Origin of the sequence: Mesorhizobium sp. B2-4-18, from assembly GCF_006441385.1 — a bacterium.
In the GTDB taxonomy this organism is placed as follows: Bacteria; Pseudomonadota; Alphaproteobacteria; order Rhizobiales; family Rhizobiaceae; genus Mesorhizobium; species Mesorhizobium australicum.
This window is the reverse complement of record NZ_VFUW01000003.1, coordinates 60,849-77,691: the sequence shown is the minus strand read 5'-3', so window position 1 is coordinate 77,691 and position 16,843 is coordinate 60,849. Positions and strand designations below refer to the sequence as shown.

At 62.5% G+C, this 16,843-nt stretch carries 19 protein-coding genes and 1 pseudogene; 12 read left to right on the top strand and 8 right to left on the bottom strand.

The features are described from left to right. Positions 1-4 precede the first annotated feature (4 nt). From pstC to phoB, 5 genes are read left to right on the top strand one after another with little or no spacing between them, the layout of a single operon-like run. On the top strand, positions 5-988 hold the full coding sequence (pstC, locus tag FJ527_RS07435; protein WP_140712709.1) for a phosphate ABC transporter permease subunit PstC: 984 nt from the start codon (positions 5-7) through the stop codon (positions 986-988). A gap of 3 nt (positions 989-991) precedes the next feature. Continuing rightward, the gene (gene pstA / locus FJ527_RS07430; RefSeq protein WP_015315385.1) at positions 992-1,843 is read left to right on the top strand and encodes a phosphate ABC transporter permease PstA; all 852 of its coding nucleotides are present in this window, start codon (positions 992-994) and stop codon (positions 1,841-1,843) included. Next, entirely contained in the window at positions 1,840-2,643 is an 804-nt protein-coding gene (pstB, locus tag FJ527_RS07425) for a phosphate ABC transporter ATP-binding protein PstB (RefSeq protein ID WP_140509733.1), read from the top strand. Before pstA ends, pstB begins: the two co-directional genes overlap by 4 nt. Before the next feature lie 25 nt (positions 2,644-2,668). Next, positions 2,669-3,376 carry a phosphate signaling complex protein PhoU gene (phoU, locus tag FJ527_RS07420; RefSeq protein ID WP_140662983.1) on the top strand — a complete coding sequence of 236 codons (708 nt, stop codon included), beginning with the start codon at positions 2,669-2,671 and terminating at the stop codon, positions 3,374-3,376. A gap of 19 nt (positions 3,377-3,395) precedes the next feature. Beyond that, the gene (gene phoB, locus FJ527_RS07415) at positions 3,396-4,085 is read left to right on the top strand and encodes a phosphate regulon transcriptional regulator PhoB (protein ID WP_010911896.1); all 690 of its coding nucleotides are present in this window, start codon (positions 3,396-3,398) and stop codon (positions 4,083-4,085) included. 2 nt (positions 4,086-4,087) lie between these two features. Here phoB and FJ527_RS07410 read toward each other — a convergent pair whose 3' ends face one another. Next, positions 4,088-5,323 (bottom strand): ROK family protein, encoded by a 1,236-nt coding sequence (locus FJ527_RS07410; RefSeq protein ID WP_140822466.1) that lies wholly within the window; start codon positions 5,321-5,323, stop codon positions 4,088-4,090. Between the two features lie 264 nt (positions 5,324-5,587). Between FJ527_RS07410 and xylF the strand changes: the two genes are divergently transcribed. From xylF to FJ527_RS07390, 4 genes are all read left to right on the top strand, one after another. Then, complete coding sequence (gene xylF, locus FJ527_RS07405; RefSeq protein ID WP_140822464.1) at positions 5,588-6,628, top strand: D-xylose ABC transporter substrate-binding protein; 1,041 nt, start codon at positions 5,588-5,590, stop codon at positions 6,626-6,628. A 238-nt stretch (positions 6,629-6,866) separates the two neighbouring features. Beyond that, positions 6,867-8,216, top strand: coding sequence for a sugar ABC transporter permease (locus tag FJ527_RS07400; RefSeq protein ID WP_140822462.1), 1,350 nt, complete (start codon positions 6,867-6,869; stop codon positions 8,214-8,216). A 10-nt stretch (positions 8,217-8,226) separates the two neighbouring features. Then, the gene (locus FJ527_RS07395) at positions 8,227-9,051 is read left to right on the top strand and encodes an ATP-binding cassette domain-containing protein (protein ID WP_015315391.1); all 825 of its coding nucleotides are present in this window, start codon (positions 8,227-8,229) and stop codon (positions 9,049-9,051) included. Positions 9,052-9,191: 140 nt separating this feature from the next. Next, positions 9,192-10,814 (top strand): CHASE domain-containing protein, encoded by a 1,623-nt coding sequence (locus FJ527_RS07390; protein WP_140662975.1) that lies wholly within the window; start codon positions 9,192-9,194, stop codon positions 10,812-10,814. 91 nt (positions 10,815-10,905) lie between these two features. On the opposite strand, the gene FJ527_RS07385 is transcribed toward FJ527_RS07390, so the two are convergent. From FJ527_RS07385 to FJ527_RS07365, 6 genes are all read right to left on the bottom strand, one after another. Beyond that, positions 10,906-11,151, bottom strand: coding sequence for a YMGG-like glycine zipper-containing protein (locus FJ527_RS07385; protein ID WP_027141909.1), 246 nt, complete (start codon positions 11,149-11,151; stop codon positions 10,906-10,908). Positions 11,152-11,233: 82 nt separating this feature from the next. Next, on the bottom strand, positions 11,234-11,560 hold the full coding sequence (locus tag FJ527_RS07380) for a hypothetical protein (protein WP_140822460.1): 327 nt from the start codon (positions 11,558-11,560) through the stop codon (positions 11,234-11,236). 164 nt (positions 11,561-11,724) lie between these two features. Then, a complete protein-coding gene (locus FJ527_RS29260) occupies positions 11,725-11,901 on the bottom strand; it encodes a hypothetical protein (protein ID WP_015315395.1) in 177 nt (58 codons plus the stop codon). A 133-nt stretch (positions 11,902-12,034) separates the two neighbouring features. Continuing rightward, entirely contained in the window at positions 12,035-13,069 is a 1,035-nt protein-coding gene (locus tag FJ527_RS07375; RefSeq protein WP_140822458.1) for a sensor histidine kinase, read from the bottom strand. Between the two features lie 187 nt (positions 13,070-13,256). Then, on the bottom strand, positions 13,257-13,421 hold the full coding sequence (locus tag FJ527_RS07370) for a DUF1328 domain-containing protein (RefSeq protein WP_010911886.1): 165 nt from the start codon (positions 13,419-13,421) through the stop codon (positions 13,257-13,259). 206 nt (positions 13,422-13,627) lie between these two features. After that, positions 13,628-14,422: a response regulator gene (locus FJ527_RS07365; RefSeq protein WP_015315397.1), complete on the bottom strand. Its 795-nt coding sequence runs from the start codon at positions 14,420-14,422 to the stop codon at positions 13,628-13,630. A 217-nt stretch (positions 14,423-14,639) separates the two neighbouring features. Here FJ527_RS07365 and FJ527_RS07360 point away from each other — a divergent pair, with 217 nt between their 5' ends. Further along, positions 14,640-14,843, top strand: coding sequence for a NepR family anti-sigma factor (locus tag FJ527_RS07360; protein ID WP_140616734.1), 204 nt, complete (start codon positions 14,640-14,642; stop codon positions 14,841-14,843). A 4-nt stretch (positions 14,844-14,847) separates the two neighbouring features. Next, entirely contained in the window at positions 14,848-15,399 is a 552-nt protein-coding gene (locus tag FJ527_RS07355; protein WP_010911883.1) for an RNA polymerase sigma factor, read from the top strand. 45 nt (positions 15,400-15,444) lie between these two features. On the opposite strand, the gene FJ527_RS07350 is transcribed toward FJ527_RS07355, so the two are convergent. Then, on the bottom strand, positions 15,445-15,825 hold the full coding sequence (locus tag FJ527_RS07350; RefSeq protein ID WP_167331110.1) for a response regulator: 381 nt from the start codon (positions 15,823-15,825) through the stop codon (positions 15,445-15,447). Positions 15,826-15,966: 141 nt separating this feature from the next. Here FJ527_RS07350 and FJ527_RS07345 point away from each other — a divergent pair. Continuing rightward, positions 15,967-16,726: pseudogene (locus tag FJ527_RS07345) on the top strand (Crp/Fnr family transcriptional regulator). The last annotated feature ends 117 nt before the right edge of the window (positions 16,727-16,843 follow it).

The following is a 16,843-nucleotide window of genomic DNA, read 5'->3' as shown; positions in this document are numbered from 1 at the left end:
TGACATGAGCGCTGCCCACGAAGCCTTGCCAGCCATTCGAGGTTCACGCGACGCCACCGTCAGACGGTTCGCGTTGACCGATTCGATCTTCCATGGGCTGACCCGCGCCGCCGCCATTCTCGTGCTGGTGCTGCTCGGGGGCGTCGCCATCTCGCTGTTCGCCGGTTCCTGGCAGGCACTGTCGACCTTCGGCTTCTCCTTTCTGACCACCGAGAGCTGGAATCCCGTCACCGAGAAATTCGGCGCCCTGGCGCCGATCTATGGCACCATCATCACTTCGGCCATCGCCATCCTGATCGCTGTGCCGCTCGGCATCGGCATCGCCATTTTTCTTACCGAGCTTTGCCCGCGTCCGCTTCGGCGCCCGATCGGCATGGCGGTGGAACTGCTGGCCGGCATTCCTTCGATCATCTACGGCATCTGGGGCCTGTTCGTGCTGGCACCGTTCCTGCAGACGACAGTGCAACCTTTCATCATCAACGTGTTCCACGGCATTCCCGGCCTTAACAGCCTGTTTGCCGGGCCTCCTTATGGCATCGGCCTGCTGACCTCGGCGATGATCCTGGCCATCATGATCCTGCCTTTCATCACCTCGATCACCAAGGATGTGTTCGATACGGTGCCGCCGGTGCTGAAGGAGTCCGCCTACGGCATTGGCTGCACGACCTGGGAGGTAACACGCCGGGTCGTCGTCCCCTACACCCGCATCGGCATCATGGGCGGCGTCATGCTTGCGCTCGGCCGTGCACTCGGTGAAACCATGGCGGTCACCTTCGTCATCGGCAACGCCCACCGGATCAGCGCCTCGCTGTTCGCGCCGGCAACGACGATCTCGGCAACCATCGCCAACGAATTCACTGAAGCCGTCGGCGATCTCTACACCTCCTCGTTGGTGGCGCTCGGTCTGATCCTGTTCGTCATCACCTTCCTCATCCTTGCCATCGCCCGCTACATGCTGATGCGCATCGATGCCCGTACCGGAGTCTGACCGATGTCGACAGCCGCATCGCTTCACCAGAGCCGCAAGCGCAAGAACGGCGTGATGATGACGCTCTGCGTCATCGCCGCCGGCATCGGCCTTGCCTGGCTGGCGCTGATCCTCGGCGCGCTGCTCTATAAGGGCCTGTCGGGCGTTTCGCTCTCAGTGTTCACGGAAATGACCCCGCCGCCCGGTGATGCCGGTGGCCTGCTCAACGCCATCTACGGCAGCATCGTGATGACCATTATCGGCATCGTCGTCGGCACGCCGATCGGCGTGCTGGCCGGCACCTACATGGCCGAATATGGCCGCTTTTCGAAGCTCACCACCGTGGTGCGCTTTATCAACGACATCCTGCTGTCGGCGCCCTCAATCATCATCGGCCTGTTCGTCTACGAATTGATGGTACGGCCGATGGGGCATTTCTCGGCCATCGCCGGTGCCGTGGCACTGGCCATCCTGGTCATTCCCGTCGTGGTGCGTACCACCGAGGACATGCTCAACCTTGTGCCGAACGCTTTGCGCGAGGCCGGCACGGCGATTGGCGCGCCGCGCTGGGTGGTGATCCGTTCGGTGGCCTACCGCGCGGCGATGTCCGGCATCGTCACCGGCATATTGTTGGCCATTGCCCGCATTTCCGGCGAGACGGCGCCGCTACTCTTCACAGCGCTCAACAACCAGTTCTGGTCGAGCAATCTCAATGCGCCGATGGCCAGCCTGCCGGTGACCATCTTCCAGTTCGCTCTCAGCCCTTACGAGGAGTGGCAGCAACTGGCGTGGACCGGCGCACTCATAATCACATTGACGGTTCTCGCGCTCAGCATCTTTGCGCGCAGCCTGACCGGACGCAGAGAGGACAAATGAGCCAGATGTTGTCTCCAGACATGACGATTGCGACAGAGGCAGCCGCCAAGGCGAAGATCGAGGTCAAGAACCTCAATTTCTACTACGGCCAGTCGAAGGCGCTGAAGGACATCACCTTGTCGCTGCCCGAGCGCAGCGTGACGGCCTTCATCGGACCGTCGGGTTGCGGAAAGTCGACGCTGCTGCGCGTCTTCAACCGCATCTACGAGCTCTACCCCAAGCAGACCGCCGAGGGTCAGGTGCTGCTCGACGGCCAGAACGTTCTCGACCGCTCGCAGGACCTCAACCTGTTGCGCACCAAGATCGGCATGGTGTTCCAGAAGCCGACGCCGTTCCCGATGTCGATCTATGAGAATATCGCCTTCGGCGTCAGGCTCTATGAGAAGATCGGCAAGGCCGAGATGGACGGCCGTGTCGAGCAGGCGTTGAAACGCGCCGCGCTGTGGAACGAGGTCAAGGACAAGCTCAATGCCAGCGGCCTCAGCCTGTCGGGCGGCCAGCAGCAGCGGCTTTGCATCGCCCGCACCGTGGCGGTCAAGCCGGAGGTCATCCTGCTCGACGAACCGGCCTCGGCGCTCGACCCATTGTCGACCGCCAAGATCGAGGAATTGATCGACGAGTTGCAGGCCGACTACACGATCGTCATCGTCACCCACAACATGCAGCAGGCCGCGCGCGTCTCGAAGCAGACGGCTTTCATGTATCTGGGCGAGCTGGTCGAATTCGACAAGACCGAGAAGATCTTCACGTCGCCTCGCGAGAAGCGCACGCAGGACTACATCACCGGCCGCTTCGGCTGATCTCACGCATACGAGGACCAGGATCATGGCCGAACACACAGTCGCAGCCTTCGACGAGGATCTCGGACAGATCAGCAAGCTGATCAGCGACATGGGCGATCTCGCCGGCACGATGGTCGGCGGCGCCACCAAGGCGCTGCTGAATTCCGACAACGCGCTGGCACAGCGCGTCGTCTCCGACGACGCCATCATGGACGCGCGCCAGCGCGAACTCGATGATCGCGCCATCACCCTGATCGCCAAGCGCCAGCCGATGGCCGACGATCTGCGTCATGTCGTCGGCTCGATCCGCATGGCGGGCGATCTCGAACGCATCGGCGACCTTGCCAAGAACATCGCCAAGCGCGTCGGCTCGGTCGGCCTCACCGCCACGCCGCGCGACTTGTCGCATTCCATCGACTCCATGGCGCAGCTGGTGCTGATCCAGGTGCAGGGCGTCGTCGAGGAATATGCGGCCGGCGATGCCGCCGCCCTCGCCAAGCTCAGGAATGACGACGAACGCATCGACGTCAAATACACTTCGGTCTTCCGCGAACTCCTGACTTACATGATGGAGGATCCCCGCAACATCACGGCTTGCACGCATCTTTTGTTCTGCGCCAAGAATCTCGAACGCATCGGCGACCATGTGACCAACATCGCCGAGAATGCGTATTATGTGCTGACCGGCACGCAACTGCCCGCCAACCGTCCGAAGCAGGACGAGACGGCGATGTCGGTGCCGGCGGCTTGACGGCAGGGATGATCGATCGATGATCGCGCCACGCATCATGGTGGTGGAGGACGAGGAGCCGCTGGGCGTGCTCCTCCGCTACAACCTGGAGTCCGAGGGTTACCAGGTCGAGGTGGTGACACGCGGCGACGAAGCCGAGATACGCCTCCAGGAAAACGTGCCCGACCTGCTGGTGCTCGACTGGATGGTGCCGGCGGTTTCCGGCATCGAACTCTGTCGGCGCCTGCGCATGCGGCCCGAGACGGAGCGATTGCCGATCATCATGCTGACGGCGCGCGGCGAGGAGAGCGATCGCGTGCGCGGCCTCTCGACCGGCGCCGACGACTATCTGGTCAAGCCGTTCTCGACGCCGGAATTCATGGCCCGGGTCAAGGCGCTGCTGCGCCGCGCCAAACCGGAAGTGCTGTCCAGCGTGCTCAAGGTCGGCGACATCGTGCTCGACCGCGAATCGCACCGGGTCTATCGCAAGAAGAGCGAGATCCGGCTCGGACCGACCGAGTTCCGGCTACTCGAATTCATGATGCGCCATCCTGGCCGCGTGTTCTCGCGCAGCCAGTTGCTCGATAATGTCTGGGGCGAGACGATCTACATCGACGAGCGCACCGTGGATGTGCATGTCGGCCGCCTGCGCAAGGCGGTCAACAATGGCCGCATGCCCGATGTGATACGCACCATCCGTGGCGCAGGCTACGCAATTCGCGAGGATTGAGATCAGGCCACGTTCTTGCCGGATCTCACCTGCACGCCCGGCGCGAAAATCTCCTGGTCGACGAAGGTGAGCGCGCGCATGGCGCAGCCCTCGCGGATCAGCGGCAATTCGTTCGGCTCTGTATCGAAGGAAATCGACGTCGAATGCTGGCCGCCGGCGGTCTGGGCGATGGCCTCGCGCAAGGCCGGCTCGATCAGATCGAAGGCGGCGGCGCTGACGCCGACCATCGCAACCGGCGCCGGATCGATCAGCGCGAACAGGCTGCCAAGGCCATAGCCCAGCGCCTCGCCGGCCTTGCGATAGGCCTCGCGCTCCGGTCCGTCTCTTTCGCGCGCCGTAGCCGCCAATGCGCGCATGTCGGCGTCGCTGACGTCGACCGGTTTGGCGTCCTCACCCATCTTTCCTGCATTACGCCAGATGGCATAGTTGCCGGCATAGGCCTCGACGCAGCCGCGCCGCCCGCAGCGGCAGAGCGCGCCGCCCGGGCGATGGATCATGTGGCCGAACTCGCCGCCGGAGGAATGGGTGCCGGTGAACAGCTCGCCCTTCAGCACCAGGCCCATGCCGATGCCGTGCGAGAGCAGGATGGCGATGAAGTCGTCGCGGTAGCGCTCGGGGTCGCGCCAGCGCAGCGCCACAGCCATCATGTTGCAGTCGTTCTCCATGGTGGCGGGGATGCCGAATTCGGCTTCGAGTATGTCGGCGAAGGCAATGTCCGTCTGTGGCGTGATCGGCGACCACAGCATGGCGCGCGCCTCGGTGTCGGTGATGCCCTGGATCGCCAGCGCGATGCGGGCGATGCTGGCGACGTCAAGGTCGGGATCCTCGAGGCAGCGCCGGACGATGGCCACGCATTCGCCGATCAGCGCCTCGCGCGACATGGTCAGCGTGTCCAGCCGGCGCTGCTCCTCCGATATCACCTGGCCGGCGTAGTCGATGACGGCGACGGAGAGGAAATTCAGCGACAGCACCACGGTCATGACCGCCGCGGCCTCGGGGTTGAGACAAAGGCCCACCTGCGGCCGGCCGCGTTTCAGTGAGCCGGCCTCGTTCGGCTTGCCTTCGCTCAGGATACCTTCGCCGATCAGGTCGGCTGATATCGCCGATATGGTCGAGTGGCTCAGGGCGGTGGTGGCGGCGATCTCAGTGCGCGAGGGCTGGCCACCCCGGCGCACGGCTCCAATCACCATTGCGCGGTTGCGCCGGCGCAGATCGTCGTGGCGGATTCCGACCGACATGATTTCCTCCCCGTCGCCGCGGTTCTTGACGCCCCCTCGAACACCTCCGGCAACGGGTCGAATACTGGCAGAAGCGGCTAGGGCTGTCATTTATTTATTGCGGGGCTCGAAAAAAGGCTTCCGGCACCTCAAAATCCGTCAGAATCGATGTTGACAGTGTTCCGGCGATGGACGAGTGTTTTTTCGAGGCTCGAAAAAATAGGGCCTTTGTGCCGGCCTTAGGGCCAGTTTGGTCGCGCCACACGCGGGCGCAGGGAGGATATAATGAAGAGATTCACAGTCGCCATTCTGGCGGGTGTCGCCATGTCGCTGACGCTGGCGTCGGTCGCGCAGGCGAAGGGCAAGGTCATCGGCGTGTCGTGGTCCAACTTCCAGGAGGAGCGCTGGAAGACCGACGAGGCGGCCATGAAGAAGGCGATCGAGGCCGCGGGCGACAAGTACATTTCCGCCGATGCGCAGTCCAACCCCGGCAAGCAACTGACCGATGTCGAGAGCCTGATTTCGCAGGGTGCCAATTCGCTGATCATCCTGGCGCAGGACGCGTCGGCCATCGGCCCGGCGGTACAGAAGGCGCTCGACGAGGGCATCCCGGTCGTCGGCTATGACCGCCTGGTCGAGAACAAGGACGTCTTCTACCTGACCTTCGACAACAAGGAAGTCGGCCGCATGCAGGCCCGCGAAGTGTTCAAGGTGAAGCCTGAGGGCAATTACGTCTTCATCAAGGGCTCGGGCGCCGATCCGAATGCCGACTTCCTGTTCTCGGGCTCGATGGAAGTGCTGAAAGCGGCCATAGACAGCGGCAAGATCAAGAATGTCGGCGAAGCCTATACGGACGGCTGGCTGCCCGCCAACGCCCAGAAGAACATGGAACAGTTCCTCACCGCCAACGACAACAAGGTCGACGCCGTGGTCGCCGCCAATGACGGCACCGCCGGCGGCGTCGTCGCGGCGCTGACGGCGCAGGGGCTCGCCGGCACCGTGCCGGTCTCCGGCCAGGACGGCGACCACGCCGCGCTCAACCGCATCGCGCTCGGCACCCAGACCGTATCCGTGTGGAAGGACGCGCGCGAACTCGGCAAGAACGCCGCCGAGATCGCCTCGCAACTCGCCGACGGTAAGAAGATGACCGACATCGCCGGCGTGAAGGACTTCACGACGCCTGGCGGCAACACCGTAAAGTCGCTGTTCCTGACCCCGGTGGCCATCACCAAGGACAATCTCAACCTCGTCATCGACGCCGGCTGGATCAAGAAGGACGAAGTCTGCACGGGCGTTGCCGCGGGCAGCGTCGCGGCCTGCAACTGAGCTTGATCGCCTGAACAGTCGGAAGCGCCGCGGCGTGGAACGGTCAGTGTTCTGAACACTGGCCGTTCCAATTTCCTTGTTTTCGCAATTCCGGACGAAAAACCGCTACGCACTTTTCCCGGAATTGCTTCCAAGCCGCGGCGTTTTCCCAACAAGATTTGTGTTTCCGCCGTTGGCGGCTAACTTCTGGGCTCTGGTCCGGCATCCGCGTCAGGCGGCAAGCCGCTGGGAGGACATCATGACCGACACGACCGCAACCTCGCAGGCCGATACGGCGCGTGCGTCGGAACTCGGCGCGGTCGCGCGGTTCCTGAAGGCGACCGAGATCGATACCCGCATGCTCGGCATGATCGGCGCGCTGCTGCTGATCTGGGTCGCGCTGCATGTGATTTCGAGCCTGCGTCTTGGCGTCAATCCGCTCGATTTCGACAGCCGCACGTTTCTCACGCCACGCAATCTGTGGAACCTGTCGGTGCAGACGTCCGCGGTCGCCATCATGGCCTGCGGCATGGTGCTGGTCATCGTCATGCGCAACATCGACCTGTCCGTCGGTTCCGCCGAGGGCTTGATCGGCATGGTCATGGGCTTTGCGCAGGTACATTTCCTGGTTCGGTTCGTAGGACTTGAACTCGGCAACCCATGGATCTGGGTCCTGGCACTGGTCATCGGTCTGGCGCTCGGGCTTTTGATCGGCGCCTTCCAGGGCTTCGTCATCGCCTATCTCGAAGTGCCGGCCTTCATCGTCACGCTGGGTGGCCTGCTGGTCTGGCGCGGCGCCGCCTGGTGGGTCACGTCAGGCCAGACGGTGGCACCGCTCGACGCCACGTTCCAGCTTATGGGCGGCGGACCGGCCGGATCGATCGGCGCCACCTGGAGCTGGGTCGTCGGCATCGTCGCCTGCCTGGCCGTCGTGTTCGCGCTGTTCAACGGGCGGGTCCAGCGCAAGCGCTTCCGCTTCCCCCTGCGGCCGATCTGGGCCGAGACGCTGCTCGGCGTCGTCACCTGCGCCGTCATCATGGGCGCGGTCTGGCTAGCCAACTCCTATCCATGGCCGATCGGGATCGTGAACCGGTACGCGGCCGCCAACAACACCGTGCCGGAGGGCGGGCTGTTCATCGCCCACGGCATCGCCATACCGGTGCTGATGGCGGTCGCCGTCGGTCTGGTCATGACCTTCATCACCAACCGCACCCGTTTCGGCCGTTATGTCTTTGCTATCGGCGGCAATCCGGAAGCGGCCAATCTCGCCGGCATCAACACGCGCTGGATCACCATGAAGGTGTTCATGATCATGGGCGTGCTGGCCACGATCGCCGCCGCCATTTCGTCGGCCCGGCAGAACTCGTCCACCAATGTGCTGGGAACATTGGATGAGCTGCTGGTCATTGCCGCGGCCGTCATCGGCGGCACCTCGCTTGCCGGCGGCTCGGGAACCATCATCGGCGCCATGCTCGGTGCATTGCTGATGCAGTCGCTGCAGTCGGGCATGGTGCTGCTCGGTGTCGATTCGCCGTTGCAGAGCATCGTCGTCGGCGCCGTGCTGGTCATCGCCGTCTGGCTCGACACCGTCTATCGCAAGCGGGTTTAGGGATACGACCATGGCTGACAAAACCGCTCCCGTAAGGGCCCTCACAACTGCGCCCACTGGCACGCCGCTGGTCGACATGCGCAACATCTCGATCGCCTTCGGCGGCATCCGCGCCGTCGACGACGCCTCGATCGATCTTTTCCCCGGCGAGGTCGTGGCACTGCTCGGCCACAACGGCGCCGGCAAGTCGACGCTGATCAAGATCCTGTCCGGCGCCTACAAACGCGATGCGGGCCAGATCTTCGTCAATGGCGAGGAGGCAGCGATTTCCAACCCGCGCGACGCCAAGAAATACGGTATCGAGACGATCTACCAGACGCTGGCGCTGGCCGACAATGTCGATGCCGCCGCCAACCTGTTCCTCGGCCGCGAACTGATGACCGCCTGGGGCACGCTCGACGACGTCGCCATGGAGGCCGAGGCGCGCAAGGTGATGGGGCGGCTCAATCCCCGCTTCCAGCGCTTCAAGGAGCCGGTGATCAAGCTGTCAGGCGGTCAGCGGCAATCGGTGGCGATCGCCCGCGCGATCCTGTTCAATGCCCGCATCCTGATCATGGACGAGCCGACGGCGGCACTTGGGCCCCAGGAAACCGCCCAGGTCGGCGAGTTGGTCAGGCAGCTCAAATCCGATGGCATCGGCATCTTCCTGATCAGCCACGACATCCACGACGTGTTCGAGCTGGCCGACCGTGTCTGCGTGATGAAGAATGGCCAGGTGGTCGGTACCGCCCGCACGACTGACGTCACGCAGGACGAGGTGCTTGGGATGATCATCCTGGGCAAATGTCCTCCAGGTGCCATACCGGGGCCGGGCGCGCTGAAGATCGCCGCCTGAGGCCGGTCAGGCCGCTTCGGGCACGCCCCGTTGCCGGTCACGTGATATGCCAGTGATCACGATGGTGTGGCCTGACCATTGTGTTGGCCCGGCGACTTGCCCATAAAAGGTCCTGTTTTGCTCATGGACCGCATCATCCGTTGAAGAAGCTTTTTCCAATCGTCGCGTTCATTGCCGTTGCACTGATCAGCATGACCATGGCGGGGTTCGCTTATTTCGCGACGCAGGAAGCCGCCCGCATCAAGTTCGAAGGGGCGGCCGATGACGCCCTCAACCGGATCGAGAGCCGCATCGACCTGCACCTGTCGCTGCTGCGCTCGACACAGGCCCTGTTCGACGCACGCAACGGCGATATTTCCCAGAACGAGTTCAAGGCATTCTTCAAGGCGCTGGATGTCGACAACAATTTCGCCGGCCTGCGAGGCATCGGCTTCCTGCGGCTGGTCAGGACGGGCGACGAGGCAGCGGTGGAACGCGACACCCTCCACGATTTCGGCGCCAGTCATCCGGTCTATCCGGATACGACGCAGGCCTGGCGCACGCCGATCGCGCTTTTCGAGCCGCTCGATCCGTCCAACCAGACCATCATCGGCTACGACATGTTCAGCGAGCCGGTGCGGCGTGCGGCGATCGAAAAAGCCATGGCCGACGACCAGCAGCATGCGAGCGGGCTGGTCCAACTCGGCCAGGGCACGGGCGTGGCGCAGACTTTCACTGGCTTCCTGGTCTATGTGCGGCTCAATGTGGAAACGGCACCGGAGGTCATCAACGCATCGCGGTCCTCGACCGCCGGCTTTCTCTATGCGGCCTTTCGGGCCCGGGACCTGTTCCAGATCGCGCTCAGCCGTGCGCCGCTGCTGCCGGTCAACACCGAGATCTATGATGGAGCGGTGAACGGCGACAACCTGTTGTTCCGCTCGGAGACGCCACCGGCCTCATCCCTGGGAGACCGGCTGCTGGTCACCCGCAAGATGACCGTGGCCGGACGCCCGTGGACCGTATTGTTCAGGCCAACCAGCGCCTTCTCGCAACCCTCTTCGCGCGCCATCCCCGTGATGCTGGGGCTGTTCGGCCTGCTCCTGGCAGGCGCCATCGCGCTGGTGGCGCGCTATCAGGAGCGAGCCTATGACGCGGTGTCGGCCTTGCACGAGACGACGGAAAAAAGCCTGCTCGAAAAGGACCTGATGCTGCAGGAGATGAAGCATCGCATCAAGAACTCCATCACCAGGGTGCTGGCGATCGCGCGGCAGACGGCTTCGCGGGCAACCGACGTCAATGAGTTTTCCGCTTCCTTCTCGGCCAGGCTGCAGGCGATGGCCGCCTCGCAGGACATGTTGACGCGCTCGCGCTGGCAGAAAGCCGACCTTGCCGATCTGCTGCGCATCGAGCTTGGCCAGGTGTTCGGCAAGGAACTGCCGGACGGGCTCCTGTCAGGCCCGGAGGTGCTGCTCGATGAAACAACGACGCAGGCGCTTGGGCTGACCTTTCATGAACTCGCCACCAACGCGCTGAAATACGGCGAAGCCGGCAATTTCGTTGGCGCTCTCAAGGTGAACTGGTCGCTGGAAGGGCGGGGGCGCGAGCGGACGCTGGCGCTGAACTGGCGGGAGGCGGGGAAGAAGAGGGTAGAGGCGCCATCGCGGACGGGATTCGGCACCAAGCTGATCGATCTCAATGTCACGCGCGAGCTGCGCGGCACGATCAGACGCGATTTTCAGGCCGATGGCCTCAAGGTGGAAATCAAAATTCCACTGGCCGGCTGAAACCCACCCGTCAGCGGCCCTAGCGGCCGACTCCCAGCCACGAAAATCCGGAGGCCCCTGGGCCTCCGGATTTTGACTTGTTATCGCTGAATCAGTTGCAGCGGGCCGTGTAGATCCGGCCGCGATGGTCGCGATACTGGCAGTAGCCGTTGCGCAGGTTGCGAACCAGCAGGCCGGAGCCGGCACCGACGGCCGCGCCGATCAGGGCACCCTTGCCGCCGCCGACCAATCCACCCACGCCCGCGCCGATCAAGCCGCCGCCGACGACGTCCTGCTCGGTCGTGGTGCAGCCGCTGACGGCAACCACCGCAACCATGGCAATAAGTATTTTCCGCATAGAGTCACTCCTCACTTGTGTCCACACTTTGGTAAGCTCCAACCGCCATTTAGCACGAAACGACGGCCTTTGCTGCTGCAATTTATTGTTGGCTAAGGTCGTCTTTTTCTGGGCGGTTCGTGTTAGATGCCATGACGAGGTTGGATATGGCCAACGAAGCGTCAAGACTACCATCTGGCCGCACCTTCCAGACAATCTGATCATAGTCGTCCTCCAAGGCGGGATCGACCGCGAGGCATTTGGCGACGACATGCTGCGCCTGCCCCCGCACGTCGCCCATCGCGAAGGGGCGCTCTGCGGTGCATTCGTCAGCAGTCGCAAAAACACTGACAGGGACCTGCAATTCCCGGCATTCGGCCATCGTGTTCGAGCAGCCGATCACCAGCAGCAACGCGGCTATGTGTTCCATGACAGATGTTCCTCTGGCCGCATTAACGGCCGGCATCGTCAAAAAGTTCCTGTCATTCCAACAGCGTTACGCGAATAGTTCGGAGAAAACCGCGGCTCCTCACGATGCGGCGTTGGCCTGCCCGGCGACTTCAACTGGCGCGACGGAGAGGAGAGCAGATTTAGTCAGGTCAACTGCCAGAAAATGGCCAGCACCATGATCGCGGCCGCGGCAAGAACGATCCCCTTCATCAACCCCCTACCTGCTTCAGGGAGTGCCTCCATGGAGGGTTCGGATTCCAGAAATTCGCCCATCGAAATACGGGCGGCTTGTTCCAATCTGTTCATGTCGGCAATCGTCAAGACATTCCTCCCGTACCGTGCTTCGAGCCTGCCAACAATCTCCGAAAGCGGGGCAGGTTCCGACGGTATCTGGGAAAAACAGCATCCGCGCTTATGGTGAACAGCCGGTTAAGGATTGTTGTTTGCCACGCTCTCACTGCGTCTCGAAATTGCTGTGCGGCACGACAAGGCGATATTCGAGGTGGCTCTCGCCGATATCCAGGTTTGCGGTTCCATTCAGGGATGCCGGCACCACCCGCTCCAACGCGACGCTTCCGAATCGCCGTTGACCGCCGCCACCGCGATTGGCTTCTATCGTTTCGGCCCATGTCAGCGACAGCGCAACCTCCCCCGTGGCAGCAGCGTCGAGTTGGGCGGTAACCTCGACGAAGCCATCCGGCCGGGACAGGGCGCCGTAGCTCAACGAGTTGACGGCAAGTTCATGCATCGCCAGCCCGATATGCAGTGCGGCGTTGGGATTGAGGTAAGGATTGGCGCCACGAAAACGGAGGCTGTGCGACGGGTTCGCGCCATAGCGGCCGACCTGGCCCGCCACCAGTTCATGAAGGGCTGCCCCTCGCCAATTGGAGGATGTCACCAGATCCTGGGAGGAGGCCAGCGACTGCAGCCGGCCGCGGAAGCGCGTCAGGAAATCGCCGATGCCGTCGGAATAGCGACCGGTCTGGGTCGCGATGCTCTGGATGATCGCCAGGAGGTTCTTCGAGCGATGGCTGACTTCCCGCAGCAGCGTCGTCAACGTCTGTTCACGCCGCTTTTGCTCGGTCGTCTCGACCATGGTGGTGACGACGCCCTGTACATCGCCATCGTCGCCTCGGTCGGCATCGACCCAAATCTGAAACCAGCGAACGCCATTCTCGACCGGGACACTGATTTCAAGGCGCTGGGGATTGCCGGTCGCGATCACATCGCGCTTGGCGGCGCCGATGCGGTCGGTCTGCGCCGTCGGCAAAATGCCGTTGCCATCGACATCGTCGGAGGCCCACGGGGCGCGCATGTTGCGGGCCCATACGGTCTTCATCTCGCGATCCTGATAGAGGACGGAAATGCCGGCATTGTGGAGCGCGTGGAGAAGAGCCCGGCCAAGCTGCATGCCGCTCTCGGCGGGGTGCATGGCGATCACTTCATCGCCCCGTGCGCCTTCCTCTCTATCTGAAGTCCTCGAGCGCATCGGTCAACCTGTCCACCCCAACTCAGACTGAACCGCTCACCTGCCACATCGGTTCCAAATGAATCGGGATAACCACCCTTCCTAAAGCGGTCCGCCGGACGGCGTCCAGTAAAGGACACCGCCCGGCGGTGGCTGGAAACCGTTTGAGGGGTGCGGCTTCCAGTGTTCCTCTATTCAGTCGCCAGGCTCACGCCCGTCTGAAAAGGCCGGCCAAAAGCGAAATGACCAGGAATGCGAGGAAGATGAAGAACAATATCTGCGCGATACCGGCGGATGTGCCGGCGATACCGCCGAAACCAAGCGCGCCGGCAATAATCGCCACGACGAGAAATACGAGCGCCCAGTAAAGCATGGTTCATCTCCTTCCAATGATACGGTGAAAACGTGGGTAAATGCGGTTTGTTCCACCATTCGCCGAAAAAGCCGATGCTTGCAAACCGTTCCAGGCAGCGCGGGCTGGAAATTCGCTGGCGGCCGATCCGGCTTGTCAAGAAGGCCACCGAATGCATCGCACCCAGTGGCCTTTTATGTCCTTGTCCGGCTCGCGGAGGCCGCGATTTATGCAGCGGCCTTGGCCTGCCGGTCGAAGAAGAGCGCCTGGCTGATCAGCGCCTTCACCATGTCGGGATTGAACGGCTTGGTCACGAGGAAAGCAGGCTCCGGACGCTCTCCGGTCAGCAGACGCTCGGGAAAAGCGGTGATGAAGATTACCGGCACCGATGTCGACGAGAGGATTTCGTTCACCGCCTCGATGCCCGAGCTGCCGTCGGCGAGCTGGATGTCGGCCAGCACCATCTTCGGTCGGGTCTTGCCGAACATCGTCACCGCTTCGGCATGGGTGCGCGCCGTGCCCACCACCCGATGGCCGAGGCTCTCGACCATCTCCTCTATATCCATGGCAATGAGCGGCTCATCCTCGATGATCAGCACGTCGGTCGCCACCTGACGGGAAATCTCGTTGCTTGCCTGGGCAAGCAGCTCGGAGAACTGCTGGTCGCCGACATCGAGGATCTCGGCCGCCTCGTCCTCGCTGAAACCTTCGACGGCAACCAGCAGGAAGGCCTGGCGGGGAAGCGGCGCGATCGCATTGAGATTGGCGGCCGCGCGCTGTTCCCAGCCCGCCTGTGTCTGCTCTTGCGGAACGCGGATGGCAACCGATGTGAAGAGCTTGGCGAAAACCTTGTATAGTGCGATCCGGTCACTCGACGCCTCGGGGAAGATGTCGACATCGGCAATGATCGCCTCAAGCATCGCGGCGACCAGCGCGTCGCCGCTCTCCTGCGATCCCGAGACGGCACGCGAAAAGCGCCGCAGGAACGGCAGATGCGGAGCGATGGTGGCGGACAAGCTCATAATAGACGTCTCCCTCAGATGACGCGTTGAACGGATTCCAGGCTATGCCGATTGCAAGCCCCGTGGGAAACAACGCCGCTTTTCTGAAAAAGTTCCGCCGATATGGAACGAATCACCGGCAATGGCGTTTTAGTGCCGGGATGGGCAACCAGACGAGGGTGCCGCTTGCCTTGTGTTGTGTTGTGAGCGGCTTGAGTTCTGGGAAATAAAGGGCGAAATGAAGGACATGACCAAAGATATTCTGGCTGGCGTCACGGGCAGGCGCCGGAACGGCGACGGCGATCCGTTAGGGCCGAATTCCGAAATCGGACGCAAACTCAAACAATATTACGACGAGCTGGTCTCCGACAATGTGCCGGATCGCTTCGCCCAGTTGCTCAGCCAACTGGAACAGGCCGAACCCGCACAGAAGAAGGACTAGGGACATGGCAGCGGTCTCCCAAGGCTTCAAGACCGATCTGCTTGGGGCGATCCCGAGCTTGCGGGCCTTTGCCGTGTCGCTGACGCAGAATGCCGACAAGGCCGATGACCTCGTTCAGGAAACGTTGGTCAAGGCCTGGGACAAGCATGAAAGCTTCCAGCCCGGCACCAACCTCAAGGCATGGCTTTTCACGATACTGCGCAATGAATTCTATTCGCAAATGCGCAAGCGCGGTCGCGAGGTGCAGGACAGCGACGGCATCATGACGGCCCGGCTTGCAGTGCACCCGGCCCAGCACGGCCAGCTCGACCTCAAGGATTTTCGCGGGGCACTCGAGCAATTGCCGGAGGACCAGCGCGAAGCCATCATCCTGATCGGCGCATCGGGTTTTTCTTATGAGGAGGCCGCCGAAATCTGCGGGTGCGCGGTCGGAACGATCAAAAGCCGCGTCAGCAGGGCCCGCACGCGCCTGCAGGAAATCCTGAAAATCTCAGGTGAGGACGAGTATGGCCCCGACGCGATCTCGGCTCAGGTCACGGGAACGGCTGCGCATTGAAATGCGGGGCCGCATAACGGCGATTCGGACGTTGTCGCGTCAGTCTCAGCCAGGGGAGCCGCGACCATAGGCCAGCGCCACGGCCTCGACGAGGTCTTCGCCCGAATAGGGCTTGGTGACCAGCCTTACCCCCGGGAAAGACGCCTTGATCTCATCCGCATCCGAATAACCGGACGCAAACACGAACGGGACGCCGGTCTCACGAAGGCCCGCGGCAAATTCGAGCGTCGAGGCGCCACCCAGCATCAGGTCGACAATGGCCGCGTCGAAATCCTTCGCGACCTTCCGGCCATCGACCTCGGCCAAATCGCGGGCAACCACCACCTCGCCTGCACCGTGGTCACGGCAGAGTTGCTCGACATCCATGGCGATGAGGAATTCATCCTCCAGGACAAGAATGCGCAATCCATCAAGTAATTGGGGCACAGGCAATTGCTCCTTGAAACGCCGGGAGTCATGATCGCAATTTGGTGTGTTGTCATTTAAAAAAGACATCCGCCGACAGGCCGATCTCGGCAACACGCAAAAACAGACCTGCTCACGGCAGGCATTCGCAAGGGGGTCGAAATGCCGAGCCAGACCGGGCGCTCTTCCTCAAGCCGTCAATACCCCTGCGAGCAATGCCCGTTGCGGTCCCTGCCGGTGTTCCGGGAGTTCGAGAAGCCGGAGCTGGCCTTCATCAGCAAGTTCAAGAAGGGAGAACTCGCGGTCGACAAGGGTGCCACGGTTCTCGTGGAAGGAAGCCACAGCGCGCATCTCTACACGGTGCTGTCCGGCTGGGCGTTCCGCTACAAGCTGCTGCAGGACGGCCGCCGGCAGATCCTCAATTACCTCATGCCCGGCGATCTCATCGGTCTGCAAGGCAGCGTCATGGGGGAAATGCAGCATTCCGTCGAGGCGCTGTCGCCAATGCTGCTTTGCGTGTTCGAACGCGACAATCTGCTCGAGATCTACCGCAACCATCCGGGCCTCGCCTACGACATCACCTGGATCGCTTCGCGTGAAGAGCGGATGCTGGACGAGAACCTGCTCAGTGTCGGCCGCCGCAGCGCAATCGAACGCGCCGCCTATCTTGTCGCCTTCATCGCCAGCCGCGCCAAGGTCGTGGGCCTGAACGGCACGCAGTCCATCCAGATACCGATCACGCAGCAGCACATCGCCGATACGCTTGGCTTGTCGTTGGTTCACACCAACAAGACGATCCGCAAGCTGATGGACCGTCAGCTGATAGTCTGGCGACGGCGGTTGCGGTGTCGTCGACATTGAAGGTCTGAAACAGCTCGCCGGCTGGGAAGGGCTGGCGGAGGGCCGCCGGCCGCTGATCTGACCGCACCTTGCCGGGGCGGATCGGGTGCGCGTGACCGGGTTTTCGGGTAGTTTGTCCCGACATCGGAACCTTGAGACGCAAGGTGCGTTTGAAATCGAGCAATCACAAGGAGTTAAG

Bases quoted from the DNA above. Each gene is read 5' to 3' on its own strand.
- xylF (WP_140822464.1), top strand. From the start codon at position 5,588: ATGAAGAGATTCACAGTCGCCATTCTGGCGGGTGTCGCCATGTCGCTG.
- phoB (WP_010911896.1), top strand. From the start codon at position 3,396: ATGATCGCGCCACGCATCATGGTGGTGGAGGACGAGGAGCCGCTGGGC.
- FJ527_RS07395 (WP_015315391.1), top strand. From the start codon at position 8,227: ATGGCTGACAAAACCGCTCCCGTAAGGGCCCTCACAACTGCGCCCACT.
- FJ527_RS07370 (WP_010911886.1), bottom strand. From the start codon at position 13,421: ATGCTTTACTGGGCGCTCGTATTTCTCGTCGTGGCGATTATTGCCGGC.
- phoU (WP_140662983.1), top strand. From the start codon at position 2,669: ATGGCCGAACACACAGTCGCAGCCTTCGACGAGGATCTCGGACAGATC.
- FJ527_RS07410 (WP_140822466.1), bottom strand. From the start codon at position 5,323: ATGTCGGTCGGAATCCGCCACGACGATCTGCGCCGGCGCAACCGCGCA.
- FJ527_RS07375 (WP_140822458.1), bottom strand. From the start codon at position 13,069: ATGCGCTCGAGGACTTCAGATAGAGAGGAAGGCGCACGGGGCGATGAA.
- FJ527_RS07365 (WP_015315397.1), bottom strand. From the start codon at position 14,422: ATGAGCTTGTCCGCCACCATCGCTCCGCATCTGCCGTTCCTGCGGCGC.
- FJ527_RS07385 (WP_027141909.1), bottom strand. From the start codon at position 11,151: ATGCGGAAAATACTTATTGCCATGGTTGCGGTGGTTGCCGTCAGCGGC.
- pstA (WP_015315385.1), top strand. From the start codon at position 992: ATGTCGACAGCCGCATCGCTTCACCAGAGCCGCAAGCGCAAGAACGGC.
- FJ527_RS07400 (WP_140822462.1), top strand. From the start codon at position 6,867: ATGACCGACACGACCGCAACCTCGCAGGCCGATACGGCGCGTGCGTCG.
- FJ527_RS07360 (WP_140616734.1), top strand. From the start codon at position 14,640: ATGAAGGACATGACCAAAGATATTCTGGCTGGCGTCACGGGCAGGCGC.
- pstC (WP_140712709.1), top strand. From the start codon at position 5: ATGAGCGCTGCCCACGAAGCCTTGCCAGCCATTCGAGGTTCACGCGAC.
- FJ527_RS07380 (WP_140822460.1), bottom strand. From the start codon at position 11,560: ATGGAACACATAGCCGCGTTGCTGCTGGTGATCGGCTGCTCGAACACG.
- pstB (WP_140509733.1), top strand. From the start codon at position 1,840: ATGAGCCAGATGTTGTCTCCAGACATGACGATTGCGACAGAGGCAGCC.
- FJ527_RS07355 (WP_010911883.1), top strand. From the start codon at position 14,848: ATGGCAGCGGTCTCCCAAGGCTTCAAGACCGATCTGCTTGGGGCGATC.